17 protein-coding genes and 4 pseudogenes are annotated in these 17,780 nt (G+C 67.5%); 8 read left to right on the plus strand and 13 right to left on the minus strand.

What is annotated here, in order from left to right; translation table 11 throughout:
* Positions 1-94: 94 nt before the first annotated feature.
* The gene (locus ACFYXC_RS37830; RefSeq protein ID WP_388922331.1) at positions 95-499 is read right to left on the minus strand and encodes a nuclear transport factor 2 family protein; all 405 of its coding nucleotides are present in this window, start codon (positions 497-499) and stop codon (positions 95-97) included.
* A 178-nt stretch (positions 500-677) separates the two neighbouring features.
* Between ACFYXC_RS37830 and ACFYXC_RS37835 the strand changes: the two genes are divergently transcribed.
* The 3 genes and pseudogenes from ACFYXC_RS37835 to ACFYXC_RS37845 form a co-directional block, all read left to right on the plus strand.
* On the plus strand, positions 678-1,670 hold the full coding sequence (locus ACFYXC_RS37835; RefSeq protein ID WP_389557210.1) for an AraC family transcriptional regulator: 993 nt from the start codon (positions 678-680) through the stop codon (positions 1,668-1,670).
* A 120-nt stretch (positions 1,671-1,790) separates the two neighbouring features.
* Positions 1,791-2,045, plus strand: a pseudogene (locus tag ACFYXC_RS37840) (DUF4158 domain-containing protein); the annotation flags it as partial.
* A gap of 3 nt (positions 2,046-2,048) precedes the next feature.
* Positions 2,049-2,302, plus strand: a pseudogene (locus tag ACFYXC_RS37845) (transposase); the annotation flags it as partial.
* Between the two features lie 66 nt (positions 2,303-2,368).
* Here the strand turns inward: ACFYXC_RS37845 and ACFYXC_RS37850 are convergent.
* A complete protein-coding gene (locus ACFYXC_RS37850; RefSeq protein WP_389557211.1) occupies positions 2,369-3,373 on the minus strand; it encodes an alpha/beta fold hydrolase in 1,005 nt (334 codons plus the stop codon).
* A gap of 165 nt (positions 3,374-3,538) precedes the next feature.
* Between ACFYXC_RS37850 and ACFYXC_RS37855 the strand changes: the two genes are divergently transcribed.
* Positions 3,539-4,111, plus strand: coding sequence for a helix-turn-helix domain-containing protein (locus ACFYXC_RS37855; protein ID WP_389557212.1), 573 nt, complete (start codon positions 3,539-3,541; stop codon positions 4,109-4,111).
* Between the two features lie 536 nt (positions 4,112-4,647).
* Positions 4,648-4,953: pseudogene (locus ACFYXC_RS37860) on the plus strand (transposase); the annotation flags it as partial.
* An 8-nt stretch (positions 4,954-4,961) separates the two neighbouring features.
* Here ACFYXC_RS37860 and ACFYXC_RS37865 read toward each other — a convergent pair.
* From ACFYXC_RS37865 to ACFYXC_RS37895, 7 genes are all read right to left on the minus strand, one after another.
* On the minus strand, positions 4,962-5,486 hold the full coding sequence (locus ACFYXC_RS37865) for a hypothetical protein (RefSeq protein WP_389557213.1): 525 nt from the start codon (positions 5,484-5,486) through the stop codon (positions 4,962-4,964).
* 53 nt (positions 5,487-5,539) lie between these two features.
* Complete coding sequence (locus tag ACFYXC_RS37870; protein ID WP_389557215.1) at positions 5,540-7,051, minus strand: sensor histidine kinase; 1,512 nt, start codon at positions 7,049-7,051, stop codon at positions 5,540-5,542.
* Positions 7,048-7,743, minus strand: a complete 696-nt coding sequence (locus ACFYXC_RS37875; RefSeq protein WP_389557216.1) for a response regulator — start codon at positions 7,741-7,743, stop codon at positions 7,048-7,050. Before ACFYXC_RS37875 ends, ACFYXC_RS37870 begins: the two co-directional genes overlap by 4 nt.
* Before the next feature lie 163 nt (positions 7,744-7,906).
* The gene (locus ACFYXC_RS37880) at positions 7,907-9,175 is read right to left on the minus strand and encodes an acyltransferase family protein (RefSeq protein ID WP_389557217.1); all 1,269 of its coding nucleotides are present in this window, start codon (positions 9,173-9,175) and stop codon (positions 7,907-7,909) included.
* Between the two features lie 305 nt (positions 9,176-9,480).
* Positions 9,481-10,311 carry an SGNH/GDSL hydrolase family protein gene (locus tag ACFYXC_RS37885; RefSeq protein ID WP_389557218.1) on the minus strand — a complete coding sequence of 277 codons (831 nt, stop codon included), beginning with the start codon at positions 10,309-10,311 and terminating at the stop codon, positions 9,481-9,483.
* Between the two features lie 915 nt (positions 10,312-11,226).
* Positions 11,227-11,745, minus strand: coding sequence for a hypothetical protein (locus tag ACFYXC_RS37890; protein ID WP_389557219.1), 519 nt, complete (start codon positions 11,743-11,745; stop codon positions 11,227-11,229).
* Positions 11,742-12,218 carry a tyrosine-type recombinase/integrase gene (locus tag ACFYXC_RS37895; RefSeq protein ID WP_389557246.1) on the minus strand — a complete coding sequence of 159 codons (477 nt, stop codon included), beginning with the start codon at positions 12,216-12,218 and terminating at the stop codon, positions 11,742-11,744. The genes ACFYXC_RS37890 and ACFYXC_RS37895 overlap by 4 nt, the downstream gene beginning before the upstream one ends.
* On the opposite strand from ACFYXC_RS37895, the gene ACFYXC_RS37900 reads away from it, so the two are divergent.
* Together ACFYXC_RS37900 and ACFYXC_RS37905 are read left to right on the plus strand one after the other, a co-directional pair.
* Positions 12,111-12,812: a 2-phosphosulfolactate phosphatase gene (locus ACFYXC_RS37900; RefSeq protein ID WP_389557221.1), complete on the plus strand. Its 702-nt coding sequence runs from the start codon at positions 12,111-12,113 to the stop codon at positions 12,810-12,812. The genes ACFYXC_RS37895 and ACFYXC_RS37900 overlap by 108 nt on opposite strands.
* A gap of 155 nt (positions 12,813-12,967) precedes the next feature.
* Entirely contained in the window at positions 12,968-13,246 is a 279-nt protein-coding gene (locus ACFYXC_RS37905) for a hypothetical protein (RefSeq protein WP_389557223.1), read from the plus strand.
* A 101-nt stretch (positions 13,247-13,347) separates the two neighbouring features.
* Here the strand turns inward: ACFYXC_RS37905 and ACFYXC_RS37910 are convergent, their stop codons facing one another.
* The 4 genes and pseudogenes from ACFYXC_RS37910 to ACFYXC_RS37925 all read right to left on the minus strand — a co-directional run bounded on the left by ACFYXC_RS37910 (position 13,348) and on the right by ACFYXC_RS37925 (position 17,277).
* Entirely contained in the window at positions 13,348-13,632 is a 285-nt protein-coding gene (locus ACFYXC_RS37910) for a hypothetical protein (protein ID WP_389557224.1), read from the minus strand.
* Positions 13,633-13,725: 93 nt separating this feature from the next.
* Positions 13,726-14,553 carry an SAM-dependent methyltransferase gene (locus ACFYXC_RS37915; RefSeq protein WP_389557225.1) on the minus strand — a complete coding sequence of 276 codons (828 nt, stop codon included), beginning with the start codon at positions 14,551-14,553 and terminating at the stop codon, positions 13,726-13,728.
* A 419-nt stretch (positions 14,554-14,972) separates the two neighbouring features.
* Positions 14,973-16,158: pseudogene (locus ACFYXC_RS37920) on the minus strand (IS701 family transposase).
* 84 nt (positions 16,159-16,242) lie between these two features.
* Positions 16,243-17,277: a LuxR C-terminal-related transcriptional regulator gene (locus tag ACFYXC_RS37925; protein WP_389557226.1), complete on the minus strand. Its 1,035-nt coding sequence runs from the start codon at positions 17,275-17,277 to the stop codon at positions 16,243-16,245.
* A 96-nt stretch (positions 17,278-17,373) separates the two neighbouring features.
* Here ACFYXC_RS37925 and ACFYXC_RS37930 point away from each other — a divergent pair, with 96 nt between their 5' ends.
* Positions 17,374-17,778, plus strand: coding sequence for a hypothetical protein (locus ACFYXC_RS37930; RefSeq protein WP_056792618.1), 405 nt, complete (start codon positions 17,374-17,376; stop codon positions 17,776-17,778).
* The last annotated feature ends 2 nt before the right edge of the window (positions 17,779-17,780 follow it).

The raw sequence follows: 17,780 nt of genomic DNA on the forward strand, positions 1-17,780 counted from the left end.
GGGACAAAACGCTCTTTAACTCCCAATTTTTGGCTTTCTCATCATTCTCGCCTCAGGGCATCGTCGGAGAACGCGGTCGCTGGACAGCCCTGATTCAGCTGCGGAAGACGGCCACTGCGTGCGCCGTGTCGATGTACTCCCTGACTGCGGTGACCTTGTGGTTCTTGATCTCGAAGAGGAAGTGGTAAACCTGGTTGAGGGTGTTGCCGTTACTCAGCGTGCCCGTCGATTCGGCCTCCACGGCCACCCGGTCGCCCTCCGCTGTCACCCCGGTGACGATCATCCGGAGTCCGTCGGGGGTTGAGCTGCGGAAATTGGTGATGTGCTCGATGAACTGCTCCTTCGGCATGCCGCCGGCATGGGGGACCGATGCGGGGTTCGCCATCACGGTCCACACGGCGTCTTCCTGGAGCAGGGAGAAGGTTGCGTTGATGTCGCCTTCCGCGGAGAAGCCCTCCACCATCCGGTGGGCGATCTCCTTGTTCCGCTCGATGCTCATCAAGATCTCCTGCTGCGTGGGGGGACGGGGCTGGTCGTGGACGAGGCTCGCCGGTTCGGCTGTGTTGGCCTCATGGCGCGATCGGCTGCTGCGGTGTCGATCACGGCCTCCATCCTGTGCGCGACCGCGCGTAGTTTGAATATTTGACAGTCCGGTTTCTCTTTGCGATCGTCCGGACGTGACCGGGGATTTGCTGTCCGAGGTATTCGACGTTGTCGAAATCCGAGGGCTGGTGTCAGGAGGTTTCACCGCGCGAGGGCCATGGGTGACGCGCTCCGCCCTCACCGACCCGCTGAAGTTCATCGCGATGGCGCGAGGCCGGGCCCGTCTTGCCACCGATGGCATCGGCGCTCCGCTCCACTTGCAGTCGGGTGATATTGCGATCCTGAACGGCCGCACATGGCTCGAGCTCCGGGGCGGCACGGGAGAAGGGCCGACCCGCGAGATCGAGATGCCGGTCGGCTACTCCTCTTTCCACGATGTCACCGACCTGGCCGACGCCGACGACATCGTCCTCGGCGGGCATGTGGAGCTCAACCCGGCAGGAGAGGCTCTGCTGCTGGAGGCACTTCCACCGGTCGGGCATGTCCGTGCGTCGGCCGCAGCGGCACCCCGTTTGTGCAGCAGCCTCGACCGGATCCTCAACGAGGTGACCGGCAACCTCATGGGCTCCGCGTTCGCCATCCGGCAACACGGTCAGCTCTTGCTGCTGGACATGCTCCGCGCCTACGTCGATCAGGCCGTACTCCCCCCGGGACGGCTGCGGCTGCTGGCCGACGAACAGCTGCGTCCGGCGCTCGACCTCATGCACGCCGAGCCCGGCAGACCCTGGCGGCTGGCCGAACTAGCGCGCGCCGCTTCGATGTCTCGGACCACCTTCGCCGCGCGCTTTCGGCTCGTGGCAGGAATGCCACCGCTCACCTATCTCAGCCGCTGGCGGATGCTGCTGGCGCAGCGCGCCCTGCGCGAGGGAGACGACCGTATCGCCTCTCTCGCCTCCGTTCTGGGATATGCCTCGGAGAGCGCGTTCAGTACGGCGTTCAAACGGGAGGTGGGGGAAGCGCCGCGGCATTATCGGTACCGATACCAGTACCAGATGCGTGACGAGGCGGAGGCCCGCGCCGGTGGTCAGATGGCCGGCCACCGTCCGGTACGTCAACTCGACGTTTGATTCGCGTCGTTAACCAACTCGTGAGCCAGTGATCACGGCGCCTACCTCAGGCGGCAGGCACGGCAGCGAGGTTCGGCGGAAGCTCCCTGAGCAGCTGCGGGCGCCGACAGCGTCGCGTCCATGCCAGTGCAGTTCCTGACCGACGAGCAGGCGGCGTCGTACGGCAAGTTCAACGAGGAGCCGACCCGGCCGGAGCTGGAGCGGTTCTTCTTCCTGGACGACGCGGACCGCAAGCTGATCGCGAAGCGACGCGGGGACCACAGTCGGCTCGGATTCGCTCTCCAGATGTGCCCCGTGCGTTATATCAACCGGTTCCTCCCGGAGGACCCGCTGGACGCGCCGTGGGTCGTGGTCGAGCACCTGGCCGCGCAGCTCCCCGGCCTGAGCCGCGACCACCGCAGGCAAGCGATCACCCCGCCGAGAAAGCCGCGGCCGGGAGCACCGCCCGGCAGGGTCGAGCAGTGGGAACGGGACCGTCACCGGCACTCCTCCGACCGCATCACCGTCGAACACGCCCCCGCCGACCACAAACACTGAAGCAACTGACGCGCTGGACCCACCGCCGCGACCGCCTGCCCGACACCCACCGCGCCATCGCCAGCCTCGTCTCCGACCGCACCATCACCGCCTGACTACAGGCCACGACCAGGCCAAACACGCCTTACCCGCTATCACGCCAACTCGTTAGAAACAGGTTCTCACTCGGCGGTGAACGAGAGGATTTCACGCGCCACGGCCTCGGGGTTCTCTTCCGCGAGCCAGTGGCCTGCTTCGGGAATCTCGACGGCACGCGTGATGTTACGCAGCATCGGATCCAGGGTCGGCCGGGCGCTGGCGAGCAGGCCGGTAGCCGTGAGGAGAAGCGTGGGGGTGTCAACACGAGCGGCCGCGGTGTTGTCACGCTCATCCTTGTCCAGGTTGCGGTAGAGCTCGAATCCTGCGTGGAGTACGTCCGGGCGGCTGTAAGTGCGGACGAACTCGTTGGTTTCCGCTTCGGTGAAGGGGGATCGCGTCCTCTTGCCGCCGAACGCCGTTCCGCCGTAGGCGACTTGCGGATAGAACGCGGTGAGGTACTCACGTACATCGCTGGGGTTGTCGATGAGTTTCTCAGGAATGGCCTGCTGACTATTGAAGGCCATGTGCCAGGAGAAGGTTCGGTACTGCGCGGCGGGGAGCGTCGGCCCGGGAAGCGGATAGTCCATGTGCACGTAGGACTTCACCTGGCCAGGGAACTGCGAGACGTACTGGAACCCGACTCCACCACCGAGGTCGTGCGCGACCAGGTCGAAGCTGTCGAGTCCGATCCGGTCATGCAGCAGACCGTGGACGTAACGTGCCAGGGTCTTCTTGTCGAAACTCTCGGGGCTTCCCTCGCTGTCGCCGAGGCCAGGGAGATCCAGGGCATAGACAGTGTGGTGCTTTGCGAGAGCCGGCATGACCTTCCGCCATTCGTACCACGTCTGCGGCCAACCGTGCAGCAGCACCAACGCCGGGCCCTCGCCGCCCGTGACGTAATGCATGCGCACACCGCGAACCTTCGCGAACTTGTGCGTGAACACCGCGTTGAACTCTGCGTCGTGCTTCGTTGCGGCGTCATACGACGCCGCTGACCCCGCCGACGAGGCGGCGGCAGGGGCCGCTGTAGCGATCCCGTCGAGCGACTGCCACTCGACAGTAGTGCCGACAGCGAGTGCAAGGGTCATCGCGCCGGCTCCGAGAAGGGGGCGCAGGCGCCGACGAGGAGGGCGCTGCTGGTTCGGGGTCATTTTCATGCCACAAGCTTCAAGCGCGACTTGCAGTTCTGCACACTCTTTTTGCAGGATTGCAAAAGTCCTCTTCCGGCTGGATCCGAGTGAAGGAGCCGTCCTGTGACGGAAGATCAAGCAGTCCTGCAGAACGTCGGCCCGAGGCTGCGGCACTTCCGTAAGGCTCTCGGTATCACCCTGATTGATCTGGCGGAACGCACCGGGCTCACACCGAGCACCATCTCTCGGCTCGAACGCGGACACGTTCGTCCCACTCTGGAACAGCTTTTGCCGCTTGCCCGCGCATACTCCGTGCCGCTCGATGAACTCGTAGCCGCACCAGCCACTGGCGATCCGCGGGTACACTTGCGGCCCTTTCACAAGCATGGGATGACTTTTGTCCCATTGGGCATGAAAACTGGTGGTGTGCAGGCATACAAAGTGATCTATCCGCCTGTTCCGCAGCTCTCGCCGCCGAAGCTCCAGAGGCACCCCGGCCGAGAGTGGTTCTACGTGCTTCATGGGGCGGTCCGACTAGTCCTCACCGGGACGCAGACTGTGCTGACGGCAGGCGAAGCCGCGGAGTTCGACACCAACGCCGCTCACTGGATCGGCAACGCACGGGATGACATTCCCGCAGAGACCATCGCCATTTACGGACAACAAGGCGAACGAGTTCACATCACAGACGTCTGAAAACACCGTGACAGCGGCGATCAACATGACCCTGCTCCACGGCCGACCCGCAGATCGCCACCGCTGGTGCGGGCGGCGGCGAGGTACTCCATGGCACGACGGAAGCCGAAGCATCGCGGCGCGTGCCGGGCACGCGCATGCCTGGCCTGGCCCGGACCCGATGTTCGGGACTGATCGAGCGGTCAGACGGCCGCTCCTTGGAGTGCCCTCCACCTGCGCCTCTTCGCCACCGACCTTGAAATGGCCTCATGGTAGGGGTTGTCCAGAAGCAGCAGACCGGGGAAGGTGGCTCCTTCGTCACGGTCGAAACTGCGTGCCCCCAGGCCCCCACCCCCCCTACGCCGAAACCGCTCTCCCCCACGCCCGCACCTGTGCCGCCATCCACCGCACCCTGGCCGTGGCCTATCCCACCGTCCACGACGGTTTCCTCCCAGGCCAATGGCTGAGCCGCCAGCGCCACCAGGCCCGAAACGACACCACCCCGCTGCCCGCCACCAGGCCCTCACCGCTATCGACCCGTGGTGGAACCCGCCCCGGCCCACAACAGCGCCGACCGCCTCGCCAGCCTCGCTGGTGTTGCTCCGGTGCCCCGGGACTCGGGCAACCTGCACCGGCCATAGCGCTACCACCGCGGCCTCCAACGCGTCTTCCATCCCTCCGCGCTGATCAGCATCCGCAACTGCGGTGCCTCGCGGCGCTTCTACGAGCGCAAACGCACGGAAGGCAAGCGACATGTCCAGGCGGTCCTGGCCCCGGCCCGTCGGTGAGTGAACATCCTGCGGGCCCTGATCCGTGACGGACGGTCCTACCAGGGCGGACTCCCAGTCACAACGGTGACTTGACAACGTAATTAGGAGGTGACGGGCACCGCGTTGTTGTTGGAGCCGCAGCGGACGGTCCACGGGTTGGCGGAGCGGACGCGATTCTCGTGGATGCGAATGTCGATCTGCGCGGGTCCCTTCGTACCGGGCACCTGGGCGTACGCGGCCGTGCACGCGATCTGGCTGACGGCGGTGACGTCGAGATCACCGTCGCTGACGCTCGCGGGGACGAAGACGTCCACGGCGTCGATGGTGGCGCTCGCGGTGAGCTGACCGCCCATCGGAGGGACTTGATTGATGAGACCGCGTTGGCGTTCGGCCGGTGTGGGGCCCTTTTGGAGGAGGTCCAGCGCGTGTTGCGGGCTAAGAGGACGGTCCGTGGGCCGGGGCACGGACTGGATGCCGTACGGGCCGGCGAAGTAGAGGCGTACGGAACGGGATTCGGTACCCGGTCGCGGAACACCGGAGGCGGGAGCGCCCGCGTCGAGGCTCCCGGTCGGGCCGATCCCGCAGCCCACGGCGGTGGCGGTGAGCAGGAGGACGGCGGTGGCCATGGACCGCACGGGACGGCGGGCCGGGCGGGAGGAGGTCTGACGGCAGGAGCCTGTCATGGCTGTTCCAGCGTGGCCGGGGGCAGGGTGAGCATGAAGACGGCGCCCCCGTGAGGGGCGTTGGCGGCGGTGAGGGTGGCTCCATGCAGGAGGGCATTCTCGTAGGCGATGGCGAGGCCGAGCCCGCTGCCCGCAGAGCGGGCGCGGGCGCTGTCCGCCTTGTAGAAGCGCTCGAAGACGTGCGGGAGCGCATCGTCGGGAATGCCGGGTCCGTGGTCGGTGACGGTGATGACCGTGTGGGCGTCGTGGACGTGGGCGGCGAGAGTGACCGGGGGGCGTCCGTGGCGCAGTGCGTTGCCGATCAGGTTGCCCAGGATCACGTCGATGCGGCGGGGATCGACCCGTACGGGAAGCGGTCCTTCGAGTTCGGTGCGTACCCGGGGGTCGTCGGCCCAGCCCCGGAGCTGGAGGGTCTTGGCCACGAGGGTGCGCAGGTCCGTGTTTTCCAGGTGAAGGGACGCGGCCTGGGCGTCGAAGCGGGAGACCTCCATGAGGTCCTCGACCATGCGGGCCAGGGTGCGGGTCTCCGTACTGATCAGGCGTACGGCGGCGGCGGTGTCCTCGGGCAGGACGCCGGAGTCGGCGTCCTCGTCCAGGACTTCGGTGACGGCGGTCATCGCGGCTAGGGGGGTACGCAGTTCGTGGGCGACGTCGGAGGCGAACCGGCGGGCGCCCGCCTCCATGCGTCGCAATTGCGCGTCGTCCCTCTCCAGCGTCGCGGCCATGGTGTTGAAGGAGCGGGTGAGGGAAGCGAGTTCGTCGTGTCCTGTGGCGTCGAGGCGGGTGTCCAGCTCTCCCGCGGCGATGCGCTCGGCCCCGTCCTGAAGTCGGCGTACGGGGCGCAGGATGTGTGCGGCGGCGTACAGGGCGGGGATCAGGGCGAGGGCGAGGGCGGGGACGGCCCCGGACTGTGCGGCGGTGACCAGGGCCCTGATGTCGGCCTGGTCGTCGTCAAGAGGAAAGGTCACGTACGCCGTGAGGCCGGAGAGCTCGCCGGGGCTCTGCTGTGCAGCATTGTCACGGACCGGTTCCCGGGCGTAGGCGACGGGCATGCCGACCGCCAGCCATGCCTGGGCGTCATGCTCGAAGCGCTGGTACGTTGCCCTGCCGCTGCTCTCGACCTCGCGGCGCAGGCCGATCGGCACCGTCGGCCCAGCGGAGGCCGAGACGAGTGCACCCTTCTGATACGCGGCGGACGCGTGCCACAGGCGGGAGCCGCCTGCCCGGTCGAGTTGAAGGGTGAGACTGCGCAGGCTCTGCTTCGTCGGGGGGAGGACGAGGTCGGGGGCGAGGGAGTCGAGCTGGCTGCGCAGGTCTGCCACGGTGGTGTCCTGGGTGCGTTGCAGGATCGCCGAGCGGGCCTCGCGGAAGGTGAGACCTGCGGTCAGCAGCGCGCCGAAGGCGGCGGCCAACAGGAAGGCCACCACCAGCCGCGCGCGCAGGCCGAGCGGGACCCGGAGGCCGCGGGGCAGGGAAACCGTGACTCTGCGCGAGGGGCGGGAGGTCACGACAGGGGCCCGAAGCGGTACCCGAAGCCTCGAACCGTTTGGACGTAGACCGGGCGGCGCGGATCGTCCTCAATCTTGGCGCGCAGTCGCATCACACAGGCGTCGACGAGGCGTACATCCCCGTAGAAGGAGTGCTCCCAGACCTGCTCCAGGAGCTGCTGACGACTGTAGACCTGGCCCGGCGCGGCGCTCAGGAACAGCAGCAGCTTCAGCTCGGAGGGGGCGAGGGCGAGCTCGGTGCCGTGTTTGGTGACGAGCAGGGAGGCGCGGTCCACGGTGAGGGTCGCGAACTCCTCGACGCCCAGAGGGGAGCGGGCTGTCTCCTGGACGGGGGCCACACGGCGCAGGACCGCCTTCATCCGGGCTTCGAGGATTTCCCCGCTCGCGGGCTTCACGACATAGTCGTCCGCGCCCGCCTCCAGGCCGACGATCATGTCGATTTCATCCCCGCGTGCGGACAGGATGATGATCGGTACCTGCTTGGTCTCACGGATACGGCGGCACACTTCGAGGCCGCTCATCTGCGGCAGCATCAGGTCGAGGAGGACAAGGTCGGGCCGGTAGCGCTCCAGGGACAGCAGACCCGTCTCACCGCTGCCCGCGATTTCCGTGTCATGCCCGCGCCGCTTCAGGGCGAGGGCGACGCCCTTCTGCACGGCGGGATCGTCTTCGATGAGCAGGACTCGTGCCATGGGTGGTGTGCCCTTCCGGCGGTACACGGGTGAAGAGGGTGGAACGGGCCGGCGCTTGGGCGCTCTTGCCATCAGAATGCTCGAAGCATATGACGCCGCCTCTCCCGCTCCGTGATGAAACGATGACGGTCCTGCCGGGTGGAGTGCCAGGGGCAAACCCGGGTCAGCCGTCGGTGAGCCGGGTGAGATCCACGGATCCCGCGCCCGGCTGGGGCTGGGGAATAACGGCCCAGAGGGCCACCAGCGCGATGAGCGTCGCGACGAGGGCTGCAGCTCCGGTCCTGCCCTTGGCCCAGGGGGCGTGGAACCGTACCGGATCTTCCACCAGAAACTTGGAAAGCACTGCGGCTGCTACGGAGACGGCCGTGACGACGGCGGTACGGTTCCAGCCCGTCAGACCGAGGCGGTCCTCGCTCAGCAACAGGAACACCGGCCAGTGCCACAGGTAGAGGCTGTAGGAGATCAGGCCCGCCCAGCGCAGCGGCCGAGCCCCCAGGACATGCCCGAGGGGGGTGGCCGGGGCGTGGGCCAGGCAGCCGATGAGCACGGCGGCGGCCAGCGCGTGGGCGAACAGGCCCCCGTGGAAGAGCGAAGGTGACTTCTGCCCGTCGGTCAGGACCCAGTACGTGCCGATCCCGCACGCCAGGACCGGGGCAGTCCATCCGGCCGCCTTGCAACCGAGGCGGGCGATCAGCCGGGTAGCGGGTGGCGTGGCCATCAGTGCACCCAGGAGCAGTGAGAAAGCCCGGGTGTCGGTGCCTTCGTAGACGCGGGTGGTGTCCACCGGGTCGACCAAAGTGATCATGAGGAGCAGTGAGGCGAGGGCCCCGGCGGCGGCAACCACGGCGACGTTGCGGCCTGCGTGGCGGCCCCGTGCGACCAGACAGAGGAGCGGCGGCCACAGCAGGTAGAACTGCTCCTCGACCGCGATGCTCCAGAGGTGGCTGAAGACGCGGGTGCCGGCTGCGTCCCAGTAGCCGAGCTGGTCGGCGATGAAGTGCCAGTTGGCGAGATTGGCGAGCACCCAGGGGGTGTCGTCGCGGGCGTAGCCCAGGAGCAGGGGCGGTCCGAAGGCCCACACCAGGAGCAGGGTCCCCGCGATGGTGACGGCGAGGGCGGGCAGCAGGCGGCGGGCCCGCCGGCCCCAGAAGGCGATGAGATCGATGCGTCCGCCCCGGGCGGCCGTCTCCTTCAGCAGGAGCCCGGTGATCAGGAACCCGGACAGCACGAGGAACAGGTCGACGCCGAGGAAGCCGCCGTCGAAGTGGCCTGCGTGGAAGAACAGAACGCCGAGGACGGCGAGACCTCGCAGGCCGTCGAGGGGTGCGAGGTGCCGCTTGGGCGTGGCGGGCGCCGTCGCTGTCGCCACTGCGGTACGGGCATGCCGGCCGGCGGGCGGCGGCGTACGCCGGGAGGACGGAACGGTGGCCATGCGGAATCTTTCCGGCGGAGGGTGGGGTCCGGCCGGCAACTGGTGCGGGGCGGGCCGGACGAGTGAGGCGGGACGTGGGGCCGGGCACTGAGGCGGCGTGGGGGTGGTAAGGCGCGCGGCGGTCGTGGGGTTCGCCACCGCGCCCGGCCCCGCCTCCGCACACCCGGCCCCGCCCCGTCGTAGTCGGCGGGGGCCGAGGGGCGTTGCAGCGGTTGAGGCAGGGACCGTGCAGGCCCCGGGCCGAAGCCGCTCGGGACCCGAGCCCCGGCGAGATCCACGGGCGGCGGTCAACCGGCAGTTCAGGGCTACTTGCAGCCGAGCGGCCCGTACACCTTGTCGCCCGTCCAGGGGCCGGTGGCCCACTGGTCGGCGGGTGCCGGCGGGTAGGAGTACCGCTTGCCCAGTTCCTTGTCGAACCACTGGGCGAACGCGGCCGACCCCTGCTGGCACGAGTGGATGCCGTCCTTGCTCCGCTGGGCCTTCGCCGCTGCGCTGTCGGTGCCCCACAGAACGGAGGCGTCGAGGAAGTGGATCTTGTCCGGGTTCTGGGAGGCGACGTACTGGGCCGACTTCGGGGCGGTCTTGATCGCGGCCTCGTTCGCCTTGTAGAAGTCGTCGATCTTGAAGGGGGGCGCAGAGACGAGGACGAGTTCGGCGCCCGCGTCGTTAACCGCCTTGGCCAACTTCTCGTAACCGGCCTTCTGCTCGGCGGGGGTGCCCCAGTCGTACGTGGTGATCTGGTAGGCGACCACGTCGGGCTTGAAGGAGCTCAGCTCCTTGGGAAGGTCCTCCCAGGTGGGAGCGGCGATCTCACCGATGACACCGCCGCCGCCGGCAGCGGCCATCGACTTGAACTCCACACCGTCGGCCTTCATTGCCGCACCGATGGCCGGTGCCTGGGCCTCGCCGATGGAGTCGCCCATCCACAGCAGCTTGGAGGGCTTCGCGTTTCCCTGTGCGTCGGAACCGGCTGCGGTGGACGCCCCCTCGCCTGCGGGAACGGTGCTCTTGGTGGTTTCGGTGCGCTGGCACGCGGTGAGTCCGAACACGCCGACAAGGGCGACTACGCCAATGTGCGCGGGGAGCCGGGCGGCCCGTCGGCGAGCGCTGGGAAGGATCGTTTCGTTGTTCTTCATGTGTTCCAGCAGAACGCTGGAAACCACTGGCCAGGTCCTTTGTCATCGCTCCGTCACACACCGGGGGAAGACCTGTCACATCCTGCGGGAAGCTCGGTCATGAAGGCTTTCGCGGTGGTCGCCTCCTCCACCTCTGCCGCATCGAGCACCACCCGGCTCGGTGCACCCGACGGCTCCGCCTTCGGCCATGAGCACCGCGCCTCTCAGCCCACCGTTCAGGAAGCATCCCCGATTGCCCTCGGCATCACTCTGGTCATCCGCGCCGCCGTAGTTTCCGGACTCGCCATCAACCGCATTTTCTCGCCAAAGACTCGCCGTTCGCCAGTCAGCCGTCGAACGCCACGGGTGTCCAGTCGCCAGGAAACTGGGCATCGAGCCAGGTCAGGGCATGGACCGCTTCGATGGGGGTGTGCGGCTGGCCGGTGCGGGCAGGTGCCGCGGCGCGGATTGAGCGCCACTACGTAGGCCAGGCCGGCCTCGCGCAGCGCGAGGTACCAGTCGTCGCTGGTGGAGTAGGCGCAGTCGGCGACCACCGCCCGGAGCCACCCGGCCGGCCACATCCGTGTTGTGCCCGACCGTGCGGCCGTCCATGGTGAAGACGACGAGGTCGACGGCTTCGAGCCGAACGACGTGCTCGGACAGCTCGTCGAGATGGGGCACCACGGTGTGGCGGTAGGGAGGGGTCACTCGCAGACCGGAGAAACCGAAGTCCCGGCAGACTCGTAGGAGTTCGGGGACGCCCTTGCCTCGGAATGCCTGTCCGTCGGCCTCCACGCACCGGCAGACGCAAAGTTCAAGCCCACACTCTGTGCTCGTTGGTGAAGTAGGGCCAGGGCTGGCACCGACTTTCGGCCTTGCCCAGCGTCTGCAGCATTCGGTCAAGGCCCTCTGCCCACGTCGGCAAGTCCATGAGCTTCAGCAGCAGGCGTTCGATGTCGGCGCACCCCACCCGTAGCCGGTGGCCGTGCCCGTTGATCTCCACGAAGGGCTGCTCCGATCCGATCTCGACGCCTTCGGGAGGATCCACCGCGCATTCAGCCCGGCCCGCCGGAGTTCTTCGACGAAGTTGTCGGCAGACATCGTCACGGTGAAGACGAGCATGTCAGCGATGAGACCGGCGCACTGCGCGGGCTGCAACGGGTAGATGCCCCACGGTGCGGTGAAGGAGTTGCGGGCGACGCTGTTCTCGCTGCCATAACAGACGCGCCGTCCGCTCAGCCGAGTGCGGCGCAGCAGCGCTGCATACTGGGCCTCAAATTGCCCCGTGGCTTCCTGTTGCTCCCAGGGTCCGATCCGAACTGGTCGTAGGACCTGGGTAGCTGACAGTTCGATGCCGCGGTCGCGTAGTAGCGGCACCGGCTCGGTGGTGGTGAACATGCCGTGAGTGCCCATCAGTTCGCGCAGCTTCCACGTGTAGCCGACCTTGCGTTTCACCTCTGCCTCCCGGCCTGGCTCTTCAGGGCGGCGGCAATGGCGCCGTCCAGGTGTCGGCGGAGTGTGCGGGTGCGGAAGTCGGAGCTCGCGCAGGTGTAGATCGTGGTCGTGCTTGCGTGGTCGTGACCGACCTGCTCCTGGACGAAGCGCGGGTCCCAGCCGGCCTCGATCAGATGGGTGACGTAGGACCTGCTTGTGTCCGCAGAGGCCGTGTGCAGGCGACCTTGTGTGGCGATTGAGCAGGCGGGTCGTTGCGGACCACTTTCGCGACGCAGACAGCCGGAGGGGTTGCATTCCGAGACAGTGAATATGACGCGTATCCCTGCCTGATTGCATTGTGTCAGGCATGCACGATCATGATCCGTATGGACTCTCGTTTCCTTGGCATCCCCGAGCTGGCCGAAGCCCCGTCCGTGGCGGTCGTAGTCGACGTCATGCGTGCTTTCACCGTGGCTGCCTGGGCCTTTGGCCAGGGGGCGGAAAAGATCGTTCTTGCTGAGTCGCTGGACGAAGCCCTGGCGCTCAAGGCACGGCACCAGGATTGGGTGGCGCTCAAAGACGGTCCGCCCGCACCGGGGTTCGACACCGTCAACTCACCGGGCCTGCTGCGGTCTATTGACCTTGGCGGACGGACCGTTGTGCAGAAAACCACGGCAGGGACGGTCGGTGCACTCGCGGTCAAGGAGGCATCGCTGGTGCTGTGCGCCAGCTTCGTGGTGGCGGAGGCAACGGCTCGGCTCTTGCGAACACGCAAGAGTGACAGTGTCACGTTCGTGGTCACTGGCGAGGATGGGCAGGCCGATGAAGATCTGGCGTGCGCTCAATACATCGCTCGGAGGGCCACCGAGGCCGGGACGGATGCTGCTGAGTTCGTCCGCCGCGCTGCCGAGTCGCGCGCCGCCGCCGAGTTGGCGGAGGGTGTGCGTCAAGGAGTCCATCCTGATGACGTCGCACTCTGCCTTGAGCTCGACCGGTTCCCTTTTGCCATGGTGGCGGCCCTGGAAGACTCGCTCATGGTCCTGCGCCCGTGCGCCGTACCTTCGCTGACCGACGAGGCGTCGATCTGATCGCTGGTGAGGTCCTACTCTCGCCATGCGACAGTAGGCATCCCGCCGGGTATGCGGCATCAGCTGCAGGTCCCGATGACGGTGGTTCGGGGTGGCAGCAGGCGGCTGCCCCGACTGGTGCCGACGACGGCTTCACAGAGCCGGATGATCTCTTCGTGCTGGGCAGCGAGCCGGGCCAGGGCCTGGCCGCGGAAGTCGGCGAGTTCTTCGACCATCTGCTCCGACTGGTCCAACCGTTCCCGGAGTTTGGTGGTCTCTTCCTTGAGCCGGGTGATCTGAGCCTCGCGAGGGTCGGGGATCTCGCCGGCGTCCTGGAGTGCCTGGAGGCGTCGTTCGAACTCGACGCGGAGGTGAGCGTAAGGGCAAGTGCCGCAGAACGCGGTGCGGTCGACCGCGGCCTCTGCGGCGGGGGTCTTGATGTCGCACTCCGATGAGTGTGGACCTTGGTCTCCGGTTCCTGTACGCCGGACTGTGTGTGGCGACGCTGAAGGCAAGGCGGGCAGAGTGCAGCGCTCGGCCTCGATTCCCGGCAAGGTCACTGGGGCAACCCATCCGGCGTCGTCCCACTGCACTGCGTGTGATCGAAGAAACCCTTGTCCGCGATCGCGGATATGGCAGATTCGATGTTCTCGTGCGTAACACTCGGGACCACCAGCAGGCACCTAGCTGTGAAGCACCCGACCTGGTCGAGTTCAAATTCTACTGTCCGCGCAAATCGAACCGCGTCGTACACTTCGACCAGCTGCCTGCCACCCTCCCACGCGACGGTCACATCCAGCCAGCCCTTGCCCTCCTGCATCGCCCAGTCATCCTCGTCCATGGGCACAGGCCACTCGATCCGATACACCACGTCCGGAAAGTACGGGGCGGTCAGTAGTGCAGCCGCCTGGCGATCGCCGGGCGGGGATCGTGTCTAGGCTTTTCGGGCCAATGCGGCGGCGATGAGGTGCTCCCAGACCGTGAGCTCTTGCTTTTCGCCCACATCGCACGTGTTACCGGTCTCCTCGGGGCGCCACAGAGGGGCGGGGACGATCCCTGGGTCGAGGATCTCCAGCCCGTCCAGCAGGGATGCGATTTCCGCGTCGGTGCGCCAGCGGCCGCGGCCGAAAGTCTGCTGGAGGACCCTCTCGGCCTCCACGGTCTGTGGGTTGCGGCCGGAGCGAAAGTGACTGATGAAGAAGTAACTGCCGGCGGCGGTGTGGTCGCGCCAGTAACGGACAATGCCGGCCGGGTCCTCGTCGTCGTTGACGTGGTGAAGGATGGCGCTGAGCATGACGGCGACCGGACGCTTGAAGTCGATAAGTTCGGTGGCGTCGGGGTGCGTGCGGATGCCTTCGGGGTTGCGCACGTCGACCGCGATGACGCGGGTGTGGTCGTTGCTCTCCAGCAGGGCGCGGCCGTGGACCAGCACCTGGGGGTCGATGTCGACGTAGAGGACACGGGACTCAGGGGCGTGTCGTTGTGCGACCTGGTGGACGTTGTCCGCGGTCGGCAGGCCGCTGCCCAGGTCGATGAACTGCCGGATGCCGGTGGTCGTTGCAATCTCACTGACCGCCCGCATCAGGGCCGCGCGGTTGGCGAAGGCGATGGCCACCGAACCGGGCAGGTCCCGCTTGAACACGTCCCCGACCTCACGGTCCGCGGCGTAATTGTCCTTGCCACCGAGCAGGTAGTCGTAGACGCGGGCGATGCTGGGCCTGGTCGGATCGATAGGAGAGCCCGCATTCGTCATGGCCGCCATTCTCCACCAAGAGTCCGTCCACGTACGCCCAACGGGGTGAGAACGGAAGTCCGTCACCGGACCCGAGCCAAACGGCGCAAGCGACTCTGGCATCAGCCGGGGTAAGGCCACCGACCAGGGGCAGGCGCGGCAGCTGCTGACTTTCGCCTCACTGCGCTGGGGTTTCTCACGAGGCGTCCGGCAGTCGTCGCACTGGATGCCGAGGAAAATCCGTGCAGCGCCCGTACCTGGAGACACCGGAACAAGAAGGCGCTTACTACTGCAACGGTGCTTGTTCTGATTGCTGGGCAGTTTTCAGGGGCTGTGTCCGCGTCGTTTGTAGTGGCTGATGCGGGCTTGTTTCTGGCGTCGTCGGCGCCATGTCGACCAGTGCAGGATGTGGTCGACGGGGGTCGGGCGGCGGTTGGTGAGTCGGGTGATCAGGCGTCTGATTTCGGCGAAGCTAAGGTGGATGAGCGGGGAGGATCCGTTTCCGCTTTCTCACCGCCCAGTTCTCGGGCCCGCAGGACGGTCAGGCAGGCGTGGGCGGCGATGGCCAGGGTCATGTGGCGGTGCCAGCCGGGATAGCGGCTTTGACCTGGTAGCCGTCCAGACCGCACTCCTGCTTGGCAGTCTGGAAGCATTCCTCCACCGCCCAGCGGCTGCCGGCGATGCGGATGAGTTCGTCCAGCGTGGCGTCGGCCGGGCGGTAGGCGATGTAGTAGGAAATCTCCTCGGGCCTGCTGACGCTGCGGCGGGCCAGAACCCAGCGCCGGCGGTCATCGCGGTGCCAGGGCCGCACCTCGACGCGGGCCCAGTCGTAGAGCCGCCGGCCATGGGCTCCCGCGCTGCAGGAACGGCGTTTCCGCTTCTGCTGTGGCAGGCCGGGGAACAGGTCGTGGACGGGGTGGTCGAGTGCCCAGCGGCTGACGACGGTGTCGTGCCGGGTGGTGGCCATGACGCGGAGGACATCCGCCTGCTCCAGTTCGAACCGCCAGCCCTTGCTGAAGCCATAGGCGGCGTCCGCCGTCACCCATCCGAACGTGCCCGGTCGGCGATGGCCCGGCGGACCATCGTCTTGGCCATGGCCACCTTCGTCTCGAAGGCGACACTGTCGTCGATGCCGGCCCGACGGCAGCGTTCCCGGTCGTCCGTCCAAGAAGTGGGCAGGTAGAGCCGCCGGTCGATCAGAGTACGTCCGCGGCTCGTCGCATGGGCGAGGAAGACGCCGATCTGGCTGTTCTCGGTGCGTCCGGCGGTGCCGGAGTACTGCCTTTGCACCCCGGCCGAGCGGACGCCCTTCTTCAGGAAGCCAGTGTCGTCGACGATCAGGACGGCATCTGGGTCTGCGAGGTGTTCGACGACGTAGTCGCGTACGTCATCCAGGACCTCGTCGGCGTCCCACTCGATGCGGTTCATCAGCCGGTGGATGCGATCCGGACCGCCATGGCCGGCCTCCTCCGCCAACGTCCAGCCATTCTTTTGCTCCAGCGGAGCTATCAGCCCTCGCACGTAAGCAAGCGCTGACTGACGCGGCTCCTCCCGGCTGAACCAGTGAACGAACCGCTCATGCAGAGCGTCCAGTTCACCCGCCCACAATCTGACACGAGCAAGGTCCCCACCCATAACCACACCAACGAACGACCCGGCCAACAGCCACGGCAAGCACCATTGCAGTACTTACGAAAAACTCAGTAATCACTCGTCCGGTCACAGGCCCAGGACCGTCGCCACCAGTTCGCTGCGGCTGCGGACACCGGTCTTCGCGAACACACTCTTCAGATGGTCCTGCACGGTCGCCGCGGTGATGTGCAGTTCCACGGCGATGGTCCGCGACGGCAGACCGGCGACGACTCGCGCCAGCACGTCCCGCTCGCGCGGTGTAAGCCCGTACGCGAGCAGCAGTATCTCGGCCACGTCGGCGGCCGGCGCCGGATGTACCGTCACGGCGATGGCCGCCGGGTGCGGGCCACCACTCAGCGGCGAGGCTTGGACGGAGAGCCACCGGCCCGAGCGGCCGCGGATGCGTCCGTACGCCGGCAGCTCAGCGCCTCTTCCCCGTGCGGCCACCTCCAGGATCGCGGACGGCAGTTCCGCCTGCGACGGGCCCAGCTCGTCCCGCCAGAGTTTCGCGGCCAGGTTCTCCGAAAACAGCCGCAAGTCCTGGTCGAGCAGGAGCACTCCGGCCTCGGACGGGCCCGCGGCGGTGTCGTCGGGTGCCCGGCAGGCGGCCCGGCGCAGGGCCGCACCGACCGGGGCGGACAGCCGCCGCAGGACGCCGACGTCGGCCGGGGTGAAGTCGGGCCGCCGGCCGCCGCGGAAGAGGGCGACGACGCCCCAGCAGCGGCCGTCCACCACGAAGCCCGCCCGCAGCTCGTGCCGTGCGTCGATCATCGGCAGCACGGTCCGGTAGCGGTGGCTGGATTCCGGATCACCGCCGGTGGCCGCACCGAGCGTGCCCGCGGACACCTCGGAGCGGGCCAGCGCCGCGAACTTCAGGACGTCGTCCACCAGGTACTCGTTGTGCGCGGCGGCCGCGGCCGCCTCCGGTACGAGCCCGGCGCTGACTTGGTCGGCGGTCAGCAGCGTCATCGGGTCGATCGTGCTGAAGCAGTAGGAGTCGGCCGGGATGAGGCGTGTCAGCCGGTCGGCGATCCGGCGGCGCAGTATTCGGGAGTCGAGGTCGAGACGGCAGATCGCCTCGATGTCGCGCACGGTCTCGCGCCGGACCATCGGGGAACTCACCCTTGCCACGGTATCCCAGAAATGTGGGAGGGCCGCCCGACCTCCGGGCGCCTACCGTGGGTCCGAGAAACCCCAGGTCACCGGAGGTACACCGACATGTCCCCGTCCATGCTCAACGTCGGACTGGATCCAGCGCTGGTGGACGACGCGCCCTCGTCACGGGCGGCGTTCCCTGAAATCGACGCCGAGGCGGTCCGGGCCGGAATGGCCGCGGGCCGGGCTCGGCTCGAGGAGCTCGGCCTCAGTGTCGATGTCTGCCTGCTCGACTACGGCCGCACGGCCGAGGCGGTCTTTCGCGCCGCGTTGACCGCCAAGGACTACGACATCGTGCTGATCGGCGCCGGCGTCCGGCTGGACCCGGAGCTGACCCCGCTGTTGGAGGTGCTGGTCAACACCACCCACGAGCTGGCACCCGGCGCGAAGCTCTGCTTCAACGTCAGCCCGACGACGGCTGTCGAAGCCGTCCAGCGGTGGTGGCCCGAACACAAGCCGCTGGTCTAGGC

Source organism: Streptomyces sp. NPDC002701, assembly GCF_042889045.1.
Lineage (GTDB): Bacteria > Actinomycetota > Actinomycetes > Streptomycetales > Streptomycetaceae > Streptomyces.

Bases quoted from the DNA above. Each gene is read 5' to 3' on its own strand.
- ACFYXC_RS37830 (WP_388922331.1), bottom strand. From the start codon at position 499: ATGAGCATCGAGCGGAACAAGGAGATCGCCCACCGGATGGTGGAGGGC.
- ACFYXC_RS37850 (WP_389557211.1), bottom strand. From the start codon at position 3,373: ATGACCCTTGCACTCGCTGTCGGCACTACTGTCGAGTGGCAGTCGCTC.
- ACFYXC_RS37865 (WP_389557213.1), bottom strand. From the start codon at position 5,486: ATGGCCACCGCCGTCCTCCTGCTCACCGCCACCGCCGTGGGCTGCGGG.
- ACFYXC_RS37875 (WP_389557216.1), bottom strand. From the start codon at position 7,743: ATGGCACGAGTCCTGCTCATCGAAGACGATCCCGCCGTGCAGAAGGGC.
- ACFYXC_RS37880 (WP_389557217.1), bottom strand. From the start codon at position 9,175: ATGGCCACCGTTCCGTCCTCCCGGCGTACGCCGCCGCCCGCCGGCCGG.
- ACFYXC_RS37885 (WP_389557218.1), bottom strand. From the start codon at position 10,311: ATGAAGAACAACGAAACGATCCTTCCCAGCGCTCGCCGACGGGCCGCC.
- ACFYXC_RS37900 (WP_389557221.1), top strand. From the start codon at position 12,111: ATGGACTCTCGTTTCCTTGGCATCCCCGAGCTGGCCGAAGCCCCGTCC.
- ACFYXC_RS37910 (WP_389557224.1), bottom strand. From the start codon at position 13,632: ATGGACGAGGATGACTGGGCGATGCAGGAGGGCAAGGGCTGGCTGGAT.
- ACFYXC_RS37915 (WP_389557225.1), bottom strand. From the start codon at position 14,553: ATGGCGGCCATGACGAATGCGGGCTCTCCTATCGATCCGACCAGGCCC.
- ACFYXC_RS37930 (WP_056792618.1), top strand. From the start codon at position 17,374: ATGTCCCCGTCCATGCTCAACGTCGGACTGGATCCAGCGCTGGTGGAC.